Here is an 18,685-nt window from a genome sequence, read left to right as displayed (position 1 = left end):
GTGCAGCACCGCGACAACCTGCCACGCGTACACGAAGAACGACCACAGGTACATGTACGTGCCCCAGATCAAAAACGCCCAGCCGCAAGCCAATACGATACGACTCCACTGCGCGTCCCACTGACCCAGCAGAATCAGCGGGAAGGCCGACATCAACGCGAACGTCGCTGCCTTGCCGACATAGATCACCGGCAGTGCGGTGATGCCGCGGGTGCGCAGCAGCGGCAGCTCGGCGGCCAGCAGCAGATCGCGTACCAGCAGGATGGCGATGATCCACCACGGCACGATGTGGCGCAGCCCGAACGCGATCGGCGTCGTCACCATGTACAGCCGGTCGACGAAGGGGTCCAGATACTCCCCCAGCCTTGACGACTGATTCATCACCCGGGCGATCTTGCCGTCGGCCCAGTCGGAGGCGCCGCTGAACATCAGGATGGCCACCGCCCAGCCGTCGGCATGGGCGACCAGCAGCAGATAAAGGAAGACCGGAATCAATGCCAGACGGAGTCCGCTGAGCACATTGGGCACCGTCAGGAGCCGGTCGTGGGCGGGCCGGTTCATGTGCGGTGACCTTATCTGAAGATGCCCGGCAGGCTCAGCGCGGAAAGCGAGTCGTCGGACAGCGGGTTGTCGTGCACCATGTAAGTCCACGTCGACGTCGGACGGGCCAACTTGGACAGATCCACCCCCGGCTCGTCCTCGATCGACGGCGAGGTCTCGAAGGTCTGCTGGGCCGCTTCGATCGCGTCGGCGGCCAGTGACGCGAACGCGTCGACGGCCATCCGGTGAAATTCGTCGAGCGGGTTCTGCCGCCCCAGCGCTCGCAGGTGGATGCTTTCCCGGATGTCGGCCAGGTAAGCGAGATGGTCGGCCCACCCGCGGTCGAGGTGATACAGCATGATCAGCCGACAGATTTTCTCGAGCTGGTCTTCGGAAAGGTCTTGTGACAGCTCGTCGTAACGTTCGGGCGCCAGCTCGGCGAGCTCTTCGCGAGCGGCAGTGGTGCTGAGCAACTTGTTACGCCGCTCGACGATGATCGCTCGCTGCTGGGCGGTCAACTGGTTGTAGCGCCAGGTGTTGGCGTGCACATCGAGCAGGCGGCCTTCGGCGACCCGCTGGGCGTGATCGAGCAGTCCGGCCACCTTGTTGCTGACGATGCGGCCGTCCTCGTCGGTCTGCATCGGCAGCTTGTTGGGCTCGAGGTTGGCCGCCGCCACGTCGTCTTCCCAGCTGGAGAAGAAGACCGACGATCCGGGATCGCCCTGACGGCCGGCGCGGCCGCGCAGCTGGTTGTCCAGTCGCTCGGTGTGGTGCCGGCCGGTGCCGACGACGTGCAGACCGCCGAGCTCGACAACCTTGTCGTGATCGGCCTCGTCGGAGCCGCCGAGCCGGATGTCGATCCCGCGGCCGGCCATCTGCGTCGACACCGTGACGGCCCCGAGCTTGCCGGCCTCGGCGATGACCGCGGCCTCCTCGGCGTCGTTCTTGGCGTTGAGCACCACTGCGGGGACGCCGCGACGCTGCAATCGCTCGTGCAGTTCTTCGGATTCGGCCACGTCGTGGGTGCCGACCAGCACGGGCTGTCCGGTCTCGTGCACCTCGATGATGTGCGCGATGATCGCGTCGGTCTTCGCCGCGGCGGTGATGTAGACCCGGTCGGTTTCGTCCTCGCGAACGTTGGGCGTGTTCGGCGCGATCGGGGAGACACCGAGTTTGTAGAACTGGCGCAGCTGTTCTCCTGCTGCCAAAGCGGTCCCGGTCATGCCGCATACCGTCGGATACCGGTTGATCAGCGCCTGCACGGTGATGGTGTCGAGCACCTCACCGGTTTCGGTGGTCTCGATGCCTTCCTTGGCCTCGACCGCAGCCTGCAAGCCGTCTGGCCAGCGTTGCAACTGGGCGATGCGGCCGCGGGACGAGTTGATCAGGTGCACGGCGTCGTCGCGCACGATGTAATGCACGTCGCGATGCAGCAGGACGTGCGCGTGCAGTGCGACGTTGACCTCGGTGAGGGTGGTGCCGACATGCTCCTCGGAGTACAAATCGATTCCGCCGAGCTGCTTTTCGACTCTGGCCGCCCCGGCATCGGTCAGGTGGACGTTGCGGCTGTCGGAGTCGGTGTCGTAATGCACGCCGGCTTGCAACGCGCCGACCAACCGAATGATCTCCAGCCGCGGCTTTTCGCGGTGGCTGGTTCCGGCCAGCACTAGCGGGACCAACGCCTCGTCGACCAGCACCGAGTCGGCTTCGTCGATCAGGGCGACGTCCGGGTTGGGCGACACCAGGTCGTCGACATCGGTCACCAGCTGATCGCGCAGCACGTCGAAGCCGATCTCGTTGATCGACGCGTAGGTGACATTGCACTTGTATGCCGCGCGACGCTCCGCGGCGGTCGATTCGCCGGTCACCCAGCCGACCGTGAGCCCCAGCGCCTCCAGCAGCGGACTCATCCATTCGGCATCGCGGCGAGCCAGATAATCGTTGATCGTCACGATGTGAACATGCCGACCGCCCAACGCGTAGCCGGCCCCGGCGATCGCTCCGGCGAGTGTCTTGCCCTCGCCGGTTGCCATTTCGACTACGTCGCCGGCCAACATCCGTAGCGCCCCGAGCAGCTGCACGTCGAATGGTCTGAGCCCGGTGGCCCGTTCGGCGGCTTCCCGCGCGATGGCGAGGAACTGCGGGACGTCGTCAGCCTCGGCCAGATCGTCGAGGTCGAGCAGACCGGCGGCTTTGCGCAACTGCTCATCATCGAGCCCGGCGGCTTTTTCGTCATACTCAGCCGACGCGGTGACCTGGGACAGTGAGCGGCCCTGGTTCTTCTCGGTGCTGGCGCCGAGCAGTCGCCAGAAGCGGCCGCTCACTCGGCTGGACGAAGAGCTGGTGGTCTTTGACACAGGTCAACGGTACCGGCCGGTGACGATGCAGGGTGGGACGCCCTGAGGTGGGGGCACGCCCCCTCGCCGCTATGCCGCTGGAGGCACCCCCACCCGGTTGCGGGGGCGAGGTGGTCAGGTTGGGCCGAGCGTGCGTCACGCCAGATTGGACCGGCGTGGATAGGCGACGTCGGGATCGGTGAGCACGTTGACGACGGCGGGCAGCCCGCTGCCCAGCGCCCGCGTCAGCGCCGGCCGCAGCTCCGCGGGCGTCGAGACCAGCTCGCCATGTCCACCGAGTGCCCGCACGACCTCGTCGTAGCGGGTGCCGGGCCGGAGTTTGGCCACCACCGAATAGCCGTACAGCGCTGTCATCGGGTGATGCTCCAGAGCCCAGATGCCGTTGTTGCCGATCACCGAGACCACGGGAACGTCGTGCCTGGCCAGCGTGTCCCATTCCATGCCGCTGAATCCGAAGGCGCCGTCACCTTGCAGCAAGATGACCTGACGGTCCGGTCGGGCCAGTTTGGCGGCCAGCGCATAGCCGGGACCCGAACCGAGGCATCCGAACGGGCCGCTGTCGAGCCACGCACCCGGGACATAGCTGTCGATCACCCGGCCGGCGTACGAGCCAAAGTCGCCGGCGTCGACGACGACGATCGCGTCGCGGTCCAATAGCGGCGTGAGTTCGGCATACACCCGCATCGGGTGCAGCGGGCTGCGGTCGTCGGCAAGCTCGCCGTGTTCGCGCTCGCGGGCCGCGGTCTCGGTCGCCCGCAGTTGGGCGATCCATTCCTCGTGCCCGGCGGTATCGGCCCGTGGTGTGTCGCTCAGGACGGACAGGGTGGACGACAAATCGCCGTAGAGCTCGGCGGCAACCGGCCGAGGATGTGCGCGGTCGGGTTGCACGCGATCGGCAACGATCAACTGCGTCTCCGGGCCGAATACCCCACCGAATCCCAGCCGGAAGTCCATCGGTACCCCGATGACGACCGCAACGTCGGCTTCCCCCAACGCTTTTGAGCGTGCCCGCGAAAACGCCAGCGGATGGTCGGCGGGCACGGTGCCGCGGGCCATGCCGTTCATCAGCACCGGGATCCGTCGTTCCTCGGCCAGTCGCAGCAGCGCCGCTTCGGCATGACCCCACCAGACGTTGGTGCCTGCCATGATGACCGGTCGCTGCGCGGCGGCCAGCAGGCCCGCCGCACGGTCGAGCGCATCGCCGTCGGGCGGAAGCGACTCCGGCGACGTGGTCAGGGCCCCGGGCAGTCCGGTGTCGGCAGCGACCGAAAATACGTGGTCCATCGGAAAGTCAATGAACGCCACCCCCGATGGCGCGCCGACCGTGGCCCGCAGCGCGTCATCGACCAGGCCGCTGACCGCCTCGGCCGACGGCGCGGTGGCGGCGAATCGTGTCAGCGGTGCCACGAATGGCACGTGGTCGATCTCCTGCAAAGACCCCATGCCCCACCGGCCCGCGGGCGCCCGGCCGCCGAGAACCAGCAGCGGCGACGAGTTCTGCTGGGCGGCAGCCATGGCGCTCATCCCGTTCGTCACGCCCGGGCCCGCGGTCAGTGCCGCCACGCCCGGCTGACGGGTCACCTTCGACCAGCCCTCGGCCGCGAAAGCGGCGGTCTGCTCGTGGCGGGTGTCGATCAGCCGGATACCTTCGCTGCGGCAACCGTCGTAGAGCGAGAACAGATGGCCGCCGGACAAGGTGAAGACGGTATCGATCCCGCTGGCTTTGAGCCGCCGGGCGATTAGTCGGCCGGCGTGCAAGGTGTTCTCGGCGTCGTTGCCCATGGGCGCAGCCTATCGACCATCCTGAGGTAGCTTTCCCCGACTATTTCCGACGGGGCGTCGTGCGGAACAACCCGACCGCGAGGAGACTTCGTGACTGCTCTAGAGCCGTTCAAACCATCCATCGACTGGGGCTCCGCGGTGCCCGACTCGTTGTGGTGGATTGCCCGAGCATGGCTGATCAGTGCCGTGTGTGTGGTCGTCGTCTTGGTGGTGCTCCGGTTCACCACCCAGTGGGCACGCCAGTATTGGCGAGTCACCGGTGGCTATTTCTCGGGTTCACGGTCGGTCAGAGTGTGGCTGATGCTCAGCGTGCTGCTGCTGTTGGTTGTCACCACCGTGCGTGTCAACGTCCTGTTCAGCTACTTCAGCAAGGACTTGTACAACGCGCTGGAAACAGCGTTCACCGGATCTGGGGCGCAGAACGAAACAGTCAAACAGTCTGGCATGCATGGCTTTTGGGCGGCATTGGCAATTTTTTGTCTCCTCGCCACGGTTTTCATCGTGGTGGCCATGGTTGACATCTACCTGATGCAGCGCTTCATCATCGCGTGGCGGGTCTGGCTGACCGAGCACCTCACCGCGGACTGGCTGTCCGGGCACGCCTACTACCGGGCCAGGTTCATCGACGTAACGATTGACAACCCGGACCAGCGCATTCAGCAGGACGTCGACGTTTTCACGACGGGTGCCGGCGCCACCACAGATGTACCGACGATCGGCACCAACCAAACCCTGCTGTTCGGCGCCGTGCATGCGGTGGTCTCGGTCGTCTCGTTCGCCGCGATCTTGTGGAACCTCTCGGGCACGCTGACCGTCCCGCTGCTGCATGTCGACATTCCGCGCGCGATGTTCTGGAGCGTCTTCGTCTTTGTGCTGATCGCGAGCAGCGTCACGTTCTGGATCGGGCATCCCCTGATCAAGCTGAGTTTCGCCAACGAGAAATTGAACGCGGCCTTTCGTTATGCCTTGGTGCGCCTGCGCGATGCCGCCGAAGCCGTTGGTTTCTACCACGGTGAGGAAGCCGAGCGATCGCGATTGCGGCAGCGCTTTGTGCCGATCATCGACAACTACCGGCATTATGTGCGCCGCACCATCGGGTATACCGGGTGGAATTGGCTGGTCACCCAGGCGATGGTGCCGCTGCCCTGGCTGATTCAGGCGCCGCGGCTGTTCGCCGGAAAAATTGGTCTAGGCGGCGTGGCGCAAACCGCGGCCGCATTCGGGACCATCCAGGACTCGCTGTCGTTCTTCCGCAATCATTACAGCCAGTTTGCGTCATTTCGGGCGTCGATCATCCGGCTGCATGGCTTGGTTGACGCGAACGCGCGCGCTCGGGAACTGCCCGAGGTCGCGGTGGAGCCGAGCGAGCGCGGATCCGTTGAAATCGCAGCCGTCGAGGTGCGTACGCCTAGTGGCGAGCAATTGATCGACCCGCTCGGAGTCCGGCTCAACAGCGGTGAAGCCCTGGTCGTCATCGGCCGTTCGGGAGCAGGCAAGACCACACTTTTGCGCAGTCTGGCGCAGCTATGGCCATACGCATCCGGAACCCTGCGCCGGCCCGCGGGCGAGCACGCCACGATGTTCTTGTCGCAGTTGCCATACGTTCCGCTCGGCGATCTGCGCGGCGTGGTCTGCTATCCGAATTCAGCAGACGATGTCTCCGACGCTGCGGCGCGAGAGGCGTTGACCAAGGTCGCGCTCGCCCCGCTGGCGGCCCGGCTCGATGAGGAGCGCGATTGGGCCAAGGTGCTCTCTCCCGGCGAGCAGCAGCGGATCGCCTTTGCCCGCGTCCTGCTCACCAGACCGCAGGCGGTGTTCCTCGATGAGGCTACTTCGGCGCTCGACGAGGGCTTGGAATTCGCGCTGTACCAGCTGCTGCGCACCGAACTGCCAGACTGTGTCGTGGTGAGCGTCAGTCATCGGCCCACTGTTGAACAGCACCACGACCACTTGCTCGAGTTGCTCGGCGAAGGCAAATGGGAACTGCGCCGTATCGAGCGGGAGCCGGCCAGCGTGTGACCTGCTTACGAACGGTGGGCGTGGCCGGCGATCTCGATGGGATGATCTCGGCACACCAGCCCACACAGCACGCCGCCGCCCTGGCCGGGTAGCTTCGCGGGAAAGTCTTTTCAACCAGGCGTTCGACGCACGCCTGGCTATGCAGGTCGCAATCCGAAGGAGCGCGCGAACCGTGGAGTTGTTCAAGTCGTCCATCGACTGGGGGCACGCCCTCGTTGGTTCACTGTCCTGGATCGCCATCGCGTGGGTGATCAGCGCGGTGACCCTGCTTGCCGTGCTCGTGCTGTTGCGGTCCCTCACCCCGTGGGGCCGGCAATTCTGGCGGATCACGGGGGGCTATTTCACCGGTGGGCACAGCGCCACCGTGTGGCTCACACTCGGGGTGCTGTTGCTGTCGGTCGTGATCGGCGTACGTCTGACTGTGCTGTTCAGCTACCAGGCCAACGATTTGAACTCGGGCATTCAGACCGCCGTGCAGGGCTTGGCCACCCATGACGACGCAGTGAAAAACTCTGGCGTACATGGGTTTTGGAACTCGATCAAGGTTTTCTCCATCATGGCGGCGCTATATATCGCTCGTGGAGTCTTCGATATATACCTGGTGCAACGCTTCATTGTGGCGTGGCGGATTTGGCTCACCGATCGACTCACCGGTGACTGGCTGGAAGGGCGAGCGTACTACCGCTCTCGATTCATCGACGGCACCATCGACAACCCCGACCAGCGCATTCAACAAGACATTGACGTCTTGACCGCCGGAACGGGAGGTACCCCGAATGTGCCGTCCAACGGCACCAGGGATGTGCTGTTGTTCGGCGCGGTCGAGTCGGTGTTGTCGGTGTTTTCTTTTACGGCCATTCTGTGGAACCTGTCGGGCACGCTGACGCTCTTCGGTGTGAGCATGCCCCGAGCGATGTTCTGGATCCTGATCGTCTACGTCTTGGTAGCGACGATCTTCGGGTTTTGGATCGGGCGACCGCTGATCAGGCTGAGCTTCCGCAATGAGCTGACGAACGCTGCATTCCGCTACGCGCTGGTCCGGGTGCGCGACGCTGCCGAGGCGGTCGGCTTCTACGGTGGCGAGGCTGCCGAACGTGTGCAGCTGAGCAGGAAATTCCGGCCGATCATCGACAACTATCTGCGATATGTGAACCGGACCGTCAGCTGGTTCGGGTTCAACATTTCGATGAGTCAGTTGATCGTCCCCTTGCCCTGGGTCCTGCAGGCGCCGCGATTGTTCGCCGGTCAGATCAAGTTCGGTGGCGTCACGCAGACCGCGACGTCGTTCAACCAGATCTCTGACGGCTTGTCGTTCTTCCGCAACGCCTACGACCAATTCGCGAGTTATCGCGCGGCCATCATCCGGTTGTACGGCCTGGTGGTCGCCGACGACAAGGCTCGCGAGCTGCCGGAGCTATTGGTGATGCCGAGCGTCGATGGTGCCGTCGATATCGAAGGGGTGGAGGTGCGGACACCCGATGGCGATCAGCTGATCGAATCACTCGACCTGCACTTGTCCGAGGGCGATGCGCTGGTGATCACCGGTCCGTCCGGCAGCGGCAAAACGACGCTGCTTCGAAGCCTTGCGCAGTTGTGGCCGTACGGATCGGGAACCTTGCGCTGCCCCGTTGGGCCCAATCAGACGATGTTCCTTTCTCAATTGCCGTATGTGCCCCTAGGCGATCTGCGATCGGTGGTGTCATATCCAGCGGAATCCGGTGACATTCCCGACGCTGCTCTTCGCGATGTGTTGGAACGAGTAATGCTGCCGCATCTGGTCGATTTGCTTGACGAGGAACGGGATTGGGTCAAAGTGCTGTCACCGGGCGAGCAGCAGCGCATCGCGTTCGGTCGCGTCCTGCTGACCAAGCCGAAGGCGGTCTTCGTCGACGAGGCCACATCGGCGATGGACGAGGGGCTGGAATTGACGATGTATCGACTGCTGCGCGCCGAATTGCCCGGCACCGTCGTGGTCAGCGTCAGTCACCGCAGCACCGTCGAGCATCACCACCAGCAACGCCTCGAGCTCCTCGGTGAGGGTCGATGGCAGCTGAGCCCGGTGGATCACGAGCCGGTCAACGTCTAGGGGTTAACCGTGCGGGACCGGCTAGCACTGGCCAGCCATGCCGCCGCAATCCACTCATGCGCTTCGGTAGTTATTAACGATGAACCGGCACGCTCGAACCGTGAGGGCCATCATCGTCAACGTGGGATTCTGGAATCCCGAGGACACAAAGCATGCGCCATCGGTAACGAACACATTGTCGGCATCCCAACATTGACAGTATGGGTTCACCACCGAGTTGTCCGGTGTGTCGCCCATGCGCGCGCCGCCGGTCTCGTGAATGGCCCCCCCGGGCCGAAAAGCGCGGTAGTTCGTGAGGAACAGGGATCGAAGCAGGCGATCGGAGATAGTGCCCCTGGGACGGCCATCGCGGTTGTCGTCGATCTGTAGGCCGCCGGCCGCGGCAATTTCCGGCAGCGTTCGGCTCATGTGGGCAATCATGTTGAGCTCGTCCTGAGAGTGGCTGCACTCGATTTTGGCGACGGGAATCCCCCACGCGTCCTTGACGATTGGGTCTAGTGACACGTGGTTTTCGTAGCGGGGCTGCATCTCGCCATACGCCCCCATGACCCAGACCGGGATGCCGCGGCCTATCTGGACCTCGACGCCGTAGCCACCGGGAAAGTTTTTCGACTCGTTGTCGCAGAAACTCGGAATGTACAGTCCCGCGCCGGCCACGGCGACGTCGGACTCGACATCCTTCTCAGACACCTTGCCGCTCCGGATGTGCGCAACGTGGTCGCAGAGATAACGGCCGAGCTGGCCTGACGAACCGCCGACCCCGGACGGATGCGTTGCGGATTTTGAGTTCAACAGGATCCGTACGGTCTCGATCGCCGACGCACAAAGAACGACGACCTTTCCGTGAATTGCCTGCGTAGTCTTCGTCAATCGGTCAATGTATTCAACGCCGGTCGCCCGACCCGATCGCGCATCGACCAACAATCGGCTCACTACGGCGTCTGTCCGAATGTCGAGGCGCCCTGTTGCGAGGGCGAGCCTGACCGGAAGCGGAACTCTGTCGTCGTCGTACTTGACCTTTCGCGCGGACGTTACGCGGACGTTCGGCAGCCGTCTCTCAACGTTGGTCAGGAACGCGTCTTCGATCTTTGTCGTTTTCAGCGGCCCGATGAACTGCCCGTCGGGACAGTTGGGAATGCCCGCGGGCTTCCCGTAGACGCCTAGCGTTCGCTCGACGATGTCGTAATACGGCGCCAAGTCTTCGTAGGCCAGTGGCCAATCGACGCCGTCTCCGCGGACACTCGCGGCTTTGAACTCCGAATTCGACATGCGCGGTGCATGCCCGAGCCACAAGTGAAGGCGACCGCCCAGTTGCCGCCCCCTGATCCAGACGAATGTTTTTCCTGGCGCTGTGGTGTAGGGATTCTCCCTGTCGTTGACGAAAAATTTCTTGGTGGTCTCGGAGAAAGCCGGACAACGGATCTGAACGTGCTGACCCTGGATGGCCGATTTGACTCGGCCGCCAATCCCCATCCCGCCGGTGTCCGCGTCGATCGGCAAGTCATCATCGATGTCCGGGTTCCGGCCGGCCTCGAGCAGGACAACCCTCATGCCGCCTTCCGTCAGTTCCTTGGCAGCCCACGAGCCAGACGCGCCGGAGCCAACAACGATGGCGTCATACCTGGATTCAGTGCCGAGCATGCGTGCGTCTCCTGGTGAGTTCTTTTACAGGATCGGTGGCGGCCGCAACGCTGGCGGTGGGTTTGGTCATCCGGGTGGCTATCTCGCGGACTCGGGCGGCAAGGCTTTTGAGCTTAGCGCAGGTGAACTTGGTGCACGCCAGTTTGGGGGTGAGTACAACCGAGGCTGTGGCGCGGCACGTGAGCTCGACCGCAGTAAAGTCTTGGCTGCGCCCACCCTCGCCGATCAGCCAGCACGCCGGACGCCAGCGAGATTTTCCACAAGATCGGTGGCGGCCGCGACGCTGGCGGTGGGTTTGGTCATCCGGGTGGCGATCTCGCGGGCTCGGGCGGCGTATTGCGGGGTGAGGACGGTACGCAGGTCAGCGACCAATGACGCCTGCGTTGTACACGAAAAGCGCCGGGCAGTACCTACTTTCAGCCGTTTGACCACAGCGCCCCAGTGCGGCTGATCGAAGCCCCGCCACAAGATCACCGTCTGCACCCCGGCGCGCAGGCCCGCGGCCGTGGTACCCGCGCCACCATGATGGACGACCGCGCGGCAGGACGGAAAGATGGCCACGTGGTTCACTGTGCCCACCACCTTGACATGCCCGAATCGAGGGAGGTCGCTGAAGTCAGTCCCGCCGGCGCATACCAACGCTCGTTCGCCCAACTGCGCGCAGGCGGCACCGATCATGGCGAGCGTGTCAGCGGGCGATTCGATCGCTACGCTGCCGAACCCGAAGTAGATGGGCGGTGTTCCCGCGGCAATCCACGATGCGACCTCTTCATCGTCATCCGTCGGCAATTCCAGCGTGAGCGCTCCGACGAAGGGCCGTCTGCCATTCCATCTCGCCCATTCGGCTGCCAGCCCCGGAAAGCACATCTCGTCGTAGGCCTGGATTTCCAGGTGTCCGTGTTCGATGATCCGTCGAAATGCGGGCCTGGTCTCCTTCGGCAAGCCTAGGTCGCGACGCTGTGCTTCTTCGATGTTCTTCCGCGTGGGCCACATCAGCCATTCGGCCACGGTCATCACAAAGCTGACGAACCACGCCGGCAAGTAGGGCCGCAACTGACCGTTGGCCTGCACCGGGGCGAAATGCAGTATTGACAAAGGGATGTCGTAGTACTCCGCGACGTTGGCGGCGACTTCCTGATACGCCATGCCGGTGAGGATCAGGTCGGCCCCGTCCGCCAGCGACACCAGCGTCGTGCTCATTTCGCCCCAGCACGAAACACCCGACTCCGCGGCATCGCGCCATAACCTGCGCAGATCGAGGATCCTCCAGAAGTTGCGGAGGAGATTAGGGAAAAAGTTGCGGTGGGCGTCGAGCCAGCGCTGCGGTTCCGCCCCGTAGGCGACCGCCGCAAGCCCAGCCGACTCGACGAAGCCGACAACGTCCGGCGGGACGGCCATGCACACGTCGTGCCCTCTGCGCAGCAGCTCGCGCCCGATGGCCGAGCAGGGCTCGACATCGCCGCGAGTTCCCCACATCGCCAGCACAAACCTCATTGCATATCCAAGCCTTCCATTTATCGGCATGTTCTGCGAAATAAAACCGGCAGCCTGCCATCCGCCGGCAGCATAATCTTCGCGTACAGCCCGTGGGACGTAGCCACGGCAGCCCCCTGCCCCAAATCAATCAGTGCCGAGGACGATTCGCGAGACCGGCTCATCAACGCCGAAAACTTCCCGTCGTCTAGCTCACAGCCCTCGCATATTGAGCGACAATGAAACGGCACGCTCGAACCGTGTGCGCCAGCACGGGTTAGCGTGGTCGTATTTCGAAAAACTACCGTTATCGCCGATGCCCGCCGTGATCCGGATTTAACGACGAATGTCGGGGCCTGCCGCGTATCGCCACGGTATCGTCAGAGGACCTACCAAGGCTCTTACGGGTGCCGTCTGGCTGAGGGTGCACGTCGGCGGAAAACTTGGGGCCCCCTGCGATTGAGGACGGCACACCTATGATCATCTGGCGGGCAACGTCTTTGGCGCCGGACGGTCCGGCATGGCACTGATCTGCGGAATGAAGTTAGAGCACGACGGCGGCTTGGCCTTGGTGGAGTCGACCCGGTCAGGCGCGCGGCTTGTCGCGGCCACCGAAGTGGAGAAACACGACAACCGCTGGCGCCACGATGCCTTGTTTGACGCCGGTCTGATCGAGCATCTTTTCGACCAACTCGGGCATCGGGTTGACGAAGTCGATCGGTTCGTGGTGGACGGCTGGATCGGGGGTATTGAAGTGTGGACCGCGGACCGTCGCGAACGGATCCGTACCGCGCCCTTCCGGCAGTCCGACGACTGCACTCCCGTCCTGCACTGTTATCAACCCGGTTCGTTGCTGGCACTCGCAGGCAAGCCGCGGAGCTATGAGAGCTATCGTCACGCCGAGTCACACCTCGCCAGCGCCTATTTGACCAGTCCGGCGGCGGCTGAGCGCCTGCCCGCCCTTGTCCTGGTCTGGGACGCCAATTCGTTTCCCGTCGTGTACCTCGTGGATCCGGTGCAACGCACGGTGCAGTACCGTGGCTGGCTGTTCGGCATACTCGGCGGCGTCTACGAGTTTTTCAGTCGCAATGTGCCCCCGTTCCTTCCCGACCCGCAGTGGGACGAGGTGCAAAAGTGGCACTTTCAGATGTCCAATTGTGGAAAGGTCATGGCGTATGCGGGATTAGGCACCGTCAGTGAACCCCTGGTCCGCGAGATTCGCCGGGGACTGGCCGCGCTGGACGGCCGCTGGGACGTTTTCGGCACCGACCTCTTCTTCCAGGAGATTGAGCCGGCAATTCGCCGAATCGACGTTGACGACGCATCGGTACTGGCCAGCTTCCATGAAGCCCTCGCCCGGCTGCTGGTCGAGCGGCTGGCCGATGCCGTCAAGCCCCTCAACGGTCGGGTAAGGACGTTGTGCTTCGCCGGTGGCAGCGCCCTGAACATCAAGTGGAATAGTGCGATTCGCGACAGCGGACTCTTCGACACCGTCTGGGTGCCCCCGTTTCCGAATGACAGCGGCGCCTCGATTGGCACCGCGTGCGCATCGCTGATGCACCGCGGCGCATTCGGGCCGCTGGAGTGGAGCGTCTACTGCGGACCCCCACTGACAGCTACCCAGCTGAGGCCCGGGTGGCATGCCGAGAAGTGTTCGGTTGACCAGCTCGGTGCCCTACTGGCGACGACGGAGGAACCGGTGATCGTGCTGTCCGACCGCGCCGAGCTGGGACCGCGGGCGTTGGGACACCGCAGCATTCTCGCCTCACCGCGGCAGGAGCGCATGAAAGGCATCCTGAACCAGATGAAGGGTCGCGAGTCGTATCGGCCGGTTGCACCAATGTGCTTGGAGGAGAACGCATCAGACATCTTCGACCCCGGCGGCGCCGACCCGTACATGCTCTTCGACCACCACATCCGGCCCGAATGGGTGGACCGGATACCGGCAGTCAGGCATGTCGACGGCACTGCTCGGCTGCAAACAGTCAACGACCGCACCGCACCGCTGGCGACGGCGATTGTCCGTGCCTTCGCTGCGCGGTCGGGGATTCCCGTGTTGTGCAACACCAGCGCTAACCACAACGGGCGCGGGTTCTTCCCCGACGTGGGGTCGGCGATGGAATGGGGGCGCAGTTCGTATATCTGGTCGGATGGCGACTTGTACTCGTCGGCGAACACGGGGCCGGACACGTGGGGCGCCCCGCCTGATGAGCTTCCGTACGGCCGGCAGATCGGCGCCACCGAGCCGGAGTGGAAGGACACGTGGAAACGCAAGGCCGCCGAGCGTGGGCTCCGCTGACCGATTGGTAGTCGGGCGGTGAACGCCAGCAAATCGCCACATCGCGATCGGCGTCATTATCTATAGTCGGTTATCAACTGATCGTCCAAGGAGTGCACGTGAACAAAGATGATCTGATCCTGGTCAGCGTCGATGACCACATCACCGAGCCGCCCAACATGTTCGACGCTCATGTGCCTGCCGCCTTCAAGCAGTATGCCCCGCGCATCGGCTTCGAGCCGGACGGCACGCGGCACTGGTATTACGGCGAGCTCCGCTCATGGCCGATGGGCCTGAACGCCGCCGCGGGCAAGCCGCAGGAGATGTTCGCCGCCGACGTGTTGAGCTACGACGATATCCGACCGGGCTGCTACAACGTCGACGAACGAGTGCGCGACATGAATGCGGGCGGTCATCTGGCCGGACTGAACTTGCCGAATTGGCCGGGCTTCGCCGGCGAGCTGCTCAGCCAGGGCCCCGACCCCGACGTGAACCTGGTCATGATCAAGGCCTACAACGACTGGCACGTCGATGAATGGTGCGGCGCCTACCCCGGAAGATTCATCCCGTGCGGCCTGCTGCCGCTTTTCGACGTCCAAGAGGCGGCCAAGGAAGTAAAACGCTTGGCTGACAAGGGTTGTCACGCGGTGGCGTTCTCCGAGAACCCCGAAGCGCTGAACCTGCCGAGCATTCACCAGAAGTACTGGTATCCGCTGTTCGAGGCTGCCTGCGAACACAAGACCGTGCTGTGCATGCATGTCGGCTCCTCGGGACGCGAACCGACGTTCTCCACGGGTGCGCCGTTGAGCGTGAACATGACGGGCACGCAGCTGATGAGCATGTACGCGTTCCTCGAACTCATCTGGGCCGAGTTCTACAAGGACTTTCCCGAACTCAAGTTCTCGCTGACGGAGGGTGACCTCGGCTGGATGCCCTACTTCCTCTGGCGCGCCGAAGACGTGCGGAATCGTCACGCAGGCTGGACCCACGACAAGTTACCGAAGGGCTACGACGGCCCGGGCGACGTGTTCAGACGGCACATCTACGCATGCTTCATCAGGGACAAGGTGGGTGTGCAAAACATGCAGTGGTTCAACGAAGACATGCTTTGCTGGGAATCCGACTTTCCGCATTCGGACGGCAGTTGGCCCTTTGCGCCAGAGATCGTCATGGAGACGTTGGGTCACCTCGACGACGCCGTCATCAACAAGATCACCCACGAAAACGCCATGGCCGCATACTCTTTCGACCCGTTCAAGCACATCCCCAAAGAGCATGCGCGGGCCGGGTATCTCCGGGCGCAGGCGACCGACGTCGACCTTGTGACCCACGTCAAGCCAGTCGGCGCGAACGTGACCGATGGACGCGAATGACGGCACTCGGTTGGATCAAAACGGCGTAGGCTGCCGAAACCAGCTGAAGCGCAACGGATCCAGGCAAATGAGATGGATCGCATGACCGAGCTCACAACCGAGATGTTCTTGGAGAATACAACCGAGTTCCTCGCACGAGTTCGCGAGCTCGACTGCATCAAAGACTTGGCCGGGCGGCAACCGAAGACCATCGCCGCGGGGGTGCGGCGGGCGGAAAAGGGCGTCTACAGCAATTTCGTCGACGGGATGCCCCGAATTATGCCGATGATCGCCGGATGGGCCCGCGGCCCGCTTATCGCCGACCTGGACGGCAACGAATTCGTCGACCTCGACAGCGGCAGAGGGGTCAACTTCCTTGGCCACTCTGCCGACGTCGTGACCGACGCTGTCCGATCGATGCTCGGTAACGGCTTGACGGTCGCGGCCGGGCACGAGGCCGAGACTGCGCTGCTGAGTCTGCTGCTCGACAGTGTGGGGTGGGCGGAGGGTGGGTTTCTCAGCAACTCCGGGACCGAGGCAACCATGCATGCGCTCAAGTTGGCGCGCGCGTTCACCGGACGACCGCTCGTCGCGACATTCGAGCATTGCTACCACGGACATCACAACGACGTTTTCGTAGCCAGGTTGCCCGATGGCTCGACCCGGCCAGGCATGCCCGGCGTCGCGCCCTCGGTCGCGTCATCGACGATCGTGCTTCCCTACAACGAGAGCGCGTTCGACGTAATCCATGCGCGCGCAGAGGACCTCGCAGGCGTCATTCTTGAGCCGATCCGATCAAGCTGGCCGCGATTGGATCGGGATTTCCTCGTCGGACTGCGGGAGGTGACCGCGGAGCACGGCATCGTGTTGGTGTTCGACGAAATGCTCTCCGGGTTCCGGTTTCGCTTCGGCGGCGCGGTCGAGGCGGCGGCCATCACCCCGGACCTCGCGACGTTCGGGAAGATCATCGGTGGCGGACTGCCCATCGGAGCGACGCTGGGCCGGTCAGACGTCATCAAGATGGGTGTCACGACCGGTCAGTACGTCCGCGACATCCAGACCCGCACGCATGTTCTCGGAACCTTCTGCGGGAACATCGTCGCGTGCGCGGCCGGCCTTGCGCAGCTCGAATACCTTCGTGATCATCAAGACGAGGTGTACCAAACGACCTTCGGGGCCGCCGACCGCTTCGCCGCTCACCTCGAGCTATTGCGCGACGAGGAGGATTACCCGATCGTCATTCGGCGGTACGAGTCGCTCGTGAAACCGTCGTTCGGGGTGATGTCTACCGACGACGTCGTGCCGTTCGGTCATCCGGACCGAAACGTTGTCGCCGAATACATGTGGACCTACTACCTGCGTGCGGCGGGAGTCCACCTACCCGAGTTCCTCTATCCGTTCTTCACGTACGCGCACACCGGGGACGTCATGAACGTGGTATGTGAGGCGGTCACCCAGTCACTCGCGGCCTTGAGGAAAGACGGATTCTTCTGAGATCGGCTGTCTAGAGCAGTCCGAGCAGTTTCAAGTCACTGACGTATTTGATGATGATCGGCGGCGAGACGTGCGGAATGTCCGGATTGTTCTTGTCGGGACCGATTTTCGCTTTTTGTATCGCGGCACGGAACCGATCCGTCGGCCCAAGGGATCCGCGAATCGGCTCTTCGGGTTGCAAGCCGTGGGCGTGTGAATTGTGTAGCGGCAACCTCCAGAGCACCGAGTGCTGACGCTGGCGATCTGGTAAGGCGGTGAGGCCGGCTTCCAATTCCCGCATCCAATCCCCGAAGTCACCGATGCGCTGGATCGGGTAACCTGCCTCGATCAGCCAATCGACGTACTCATCCAGGCCGATACCGTCGTCGTGCGGGTTCATCACGTGATAGGTCTCGAACCCGTCGACTACCTCGGCGCCGAGCGCGGCGATCGCCTCGGCGACGAATTCGACTGGTAGCCCGTCGAAGTGGGCGCGCTGCCGGTTGCCATCGGCGTCCAGCCGATAGAACGAGGCGGGCGCGATGCCGGTGGCCAGCAGGGAAAGCATCATTCGGGTGAAGTTGTCGGCCACGTTGAGCTGGCCCGCATAGCTGGTGTCGGCCAGGAGCATGTCGCACCGAAATACCGCGACCGGCAAGGCGGCCAGGTCGTTGGCCTCGCGCAGCAGCACCTCGCCGGCCCACTTGCTGTTGGGGTAGCCGCTGTCGATCCTGCGGGTGGGGCTGATGACTCGAATGTCAGCGTCCTCGGTGAACGCCGATGGCTCGATTTGCCCACCCACGCTGCCGGTCGAGATGTAAACGTACGACTTGATCTTCGAGGTGAGGGCGATGCGAATCAGCTCGGCGGTGCCCGTCACATTGGGCCCGAAGAGACGGCTGTAGGGCAGCACGTGGTTGACCACGGCCGCGGAATCGACGATGAGGTCGACGGTCTGGGCCAGTCGCTGCCAGATATGTTGTTCCAGGCCAAGATTGGTCTCGCTCTTATCGCCTACGATGACCTCGAGATGTCCAGCGGCCAGTTTCTCGAACTCTCGCAGCAGCCGCGGGTCGCCGCTGTCGAAGGTGCCGTGTAGGCGTCGCGTTGCCCGCTCATGAGACTCGGCCCGTACCAAGCAGATCAGCTTCCCGTCGATCCGGGCTAGCCGCTGCAGCCATTCCAGCACCAAGTAACGCCCGAGGAAGCCCGTCGCGCCGGTCAGCAACACGGTCCGCACGTCACCAGCGGGTCGCGGCAGCGTCGGCGCGGTGGTCAGGGTCGCGGCGTCGATGAACTTGTCCAGTGTGAGATCGCTGGCATGCACCTCGGTGCTGTCGCGGCCGTGCACCGACGCAAAGCCGGGTCGGTCGGCCCCGGCCTTTCGCTGCGCCTCCATGTCGTCGGCGTCGTCTTGCGGCTCGGTGGTCGGGCTCAACTGCCGGCTTAACCCTCGTACGGACGGCGCATCGTATAGGGCGCGCACCGAAAGGTGGGCATCCAGGGTGATGTTGATCGTGGCGATGATCCGCATCGCGGTAAGCGAGTCTCCGCCGAGGTCGAAGAAGGAGTCGTCGATGCTGACGCGTTCTAGTCCGAGGATTTGGGCGTAGATGTCGCACAGGATTTCTTCGGTGGGGGTGGTTGGGGGGTGGTAGTGGTCGTGGTCGTGGTAGTCGGGTGG

11 protein-coding genes are annotated in these 18,685 nt (G+C 63.6%); 5 read left to right on the top strand and 6 right to left on the bottom strand.

All coding sequences use genetic code 11. The annotated features are described in order from the left end of the window. The 3 genes from WAN02_RS32170 to WAN02_RS32160 all read right to left on the bottom strand — a co-directional run. Window positions 1–561 (bottom strand): CDP-alcohol phosphatidyltransferase family protein (locus tag WAN02_RS32170; protein WP_422269406.1); only part of this gene is annotated, 561 nt, incomplete at its 3' end. Window positions 562–572: 11 nt separating this feature from the next. Next, window positions 573–2,897, bottom strand: a complete 2,325-nt coding sequence (secA2, locus tag WAN02_RS32165) for an accessory Sec system translocase SecA2 (RefSeq protein ID WP_422269405.1) — start codon at window positions 2,895–2,897, stop codon at window positions 573–575. A 135-nt stretch (window positions 2,898–3,032) separates the two neighbouring features. Next, window positions 3,033–4,679: an acetolactate synthase gene (locus WAN02_RS32160; RefSeq protein WP_422269404.1), complete on the bottom strand. Its 1,647-nt coding sequence runs from the start codon at window positions 4,677–4,679 to the stop codon at window positions 3,033–3,035. A 90-nt stretch (window positions 4,680–4,769) separates the two neighbouring features. Between WAN02_RS32160 and WAN02_RS32155 the strand changes: the two genes are divergently transcribed. Next, window positions 4,770–6,698, top strand: coding sequence for an ABC transporter ATP-binding protein/permease (locus tag WAN02_RS32155; protein WP_422269403.1), 1,929 nt, complete (start codon window positions 4,770–4,772; stop codon window positions 6,696–6,698). Window positions 6,699–6,870: 172 nt separating this feature from the next. Next, complete coding sequence (locus WAN02_RS32150) at window positions 6,871–8,784, top strand: ABC transporter ATP-binding protein/permease (protein WP_422269402.1); 1,914 nt, start codon at window positions 6,871–6,873, stop codon at window positions 8,782–8,784. 54 nt (window positions 8,785–8,838) lie between these two features. On the opposite strand, the gene WAN02_RS32145 is transcribed toward WAN02_RS32150, so the two are convergent. Both WAN02_RS32145 and WAN02_RS32140 read right to left on the bottom strand, forming a co-directional pair. Further along, on the bottom strand, window positions 8,839–10,425 hold the full coding sequence (locus WAN02_RS32145) for a GMC oxidoreductase (RefSeq protein ID WP_422269401.1): 1,587 nt from the start codon (window positions 10,423–10,425) through the stop codon (window positions 8,839–8,841). Between the two features lie 225 nt (window positions 10,426–10,650). Next, window positions 10,651–11,919 carry a glycosyltransferase gene (locus WAN02_RS32140; RefSeq protein ID WP_422269400.1) on the bottom strand — a complete coding sequence of 423 codons (1,269 nt, stop codon included), beginning with the start codon at window positions 11,917–11,919 and terminating at the stop codon, window positions 10,651–10,653. Between the two features lie 499 nt (window positions 11,920–12,418). Here WAN02_RS32140 and WAN02_RS32135 point away from each other — a divergent pair, with 499 nt between their 5' ends. From WAN02_RS32135 to WAN02_RS32125, 3 genes are all read left to right on the top strand, one after another. Further along, on the top strand, window positions 12,419–14,197 hold the full coding sequence (locus WAN02_RS32135; protein ID WP_422269399.1) for a carbamoyltransferase C-terminal domain-containing protein: 1,779 nt from the start codon (window positions 12,419–12,421) through the stop codon (window positions 14,195–14,197). Window positions 14,198–14,295: 98 nt separating this feature from the next. Then, on the top strand, window positions 14,296–15,549 hold the full coding sequence (locus WAN02_RS32130) for an amidohydrolase family protein (RefSeq protein WP_422269398.1): 1,254 nt from the start codon (window positions 14,296–14,298) through the stop codon (window positions 15,547–15,549). A gap of 81 nt (window positions 15,550–15,630) precedes the next feature. Next, the gene (locus WAN02_RS32125; RefSeq protein WP_422269397.1) at window positions 15,631–17,022 is read left to right on the top strand and encodes an aminotransferase class III-fold pyridoxal phosphate-dependent enzyme; all 1,392 of its coding nucleotides are present in this window, start codon (window positions 15,631–15,633) and stop codon (window positions 17,020–17,022) included. A gap of 10 nt (window positions 17,023–17,032) precedes the next feature. Here WAN02_RS32125 and WAN02_RS32120 read toward each other — a convergent pair. Further along, window positions 17,033–18,685 (bottom strand): thioester reductase domain-containing protein (locus tag WAN02_RS32120; protein WP_422269396.1); only part of this gene is annotated, 1,653 nt, incomplete at its 5' end.

The organism is Mycobacterium sp. (genome assembly GCF_049281135.1).
Taxonomy (GTDB): domain Bacteria; phylum Actinomycetota; class Actinomycetes; order Mycobacteriales; family Mycobacteriaceae; genus Mycobacterium.
The sequence above is the reverse complement of the archived record's forward strand: the minus strand, read 5'-3'. Positions and strand labels throughout refer to the sequence as shown.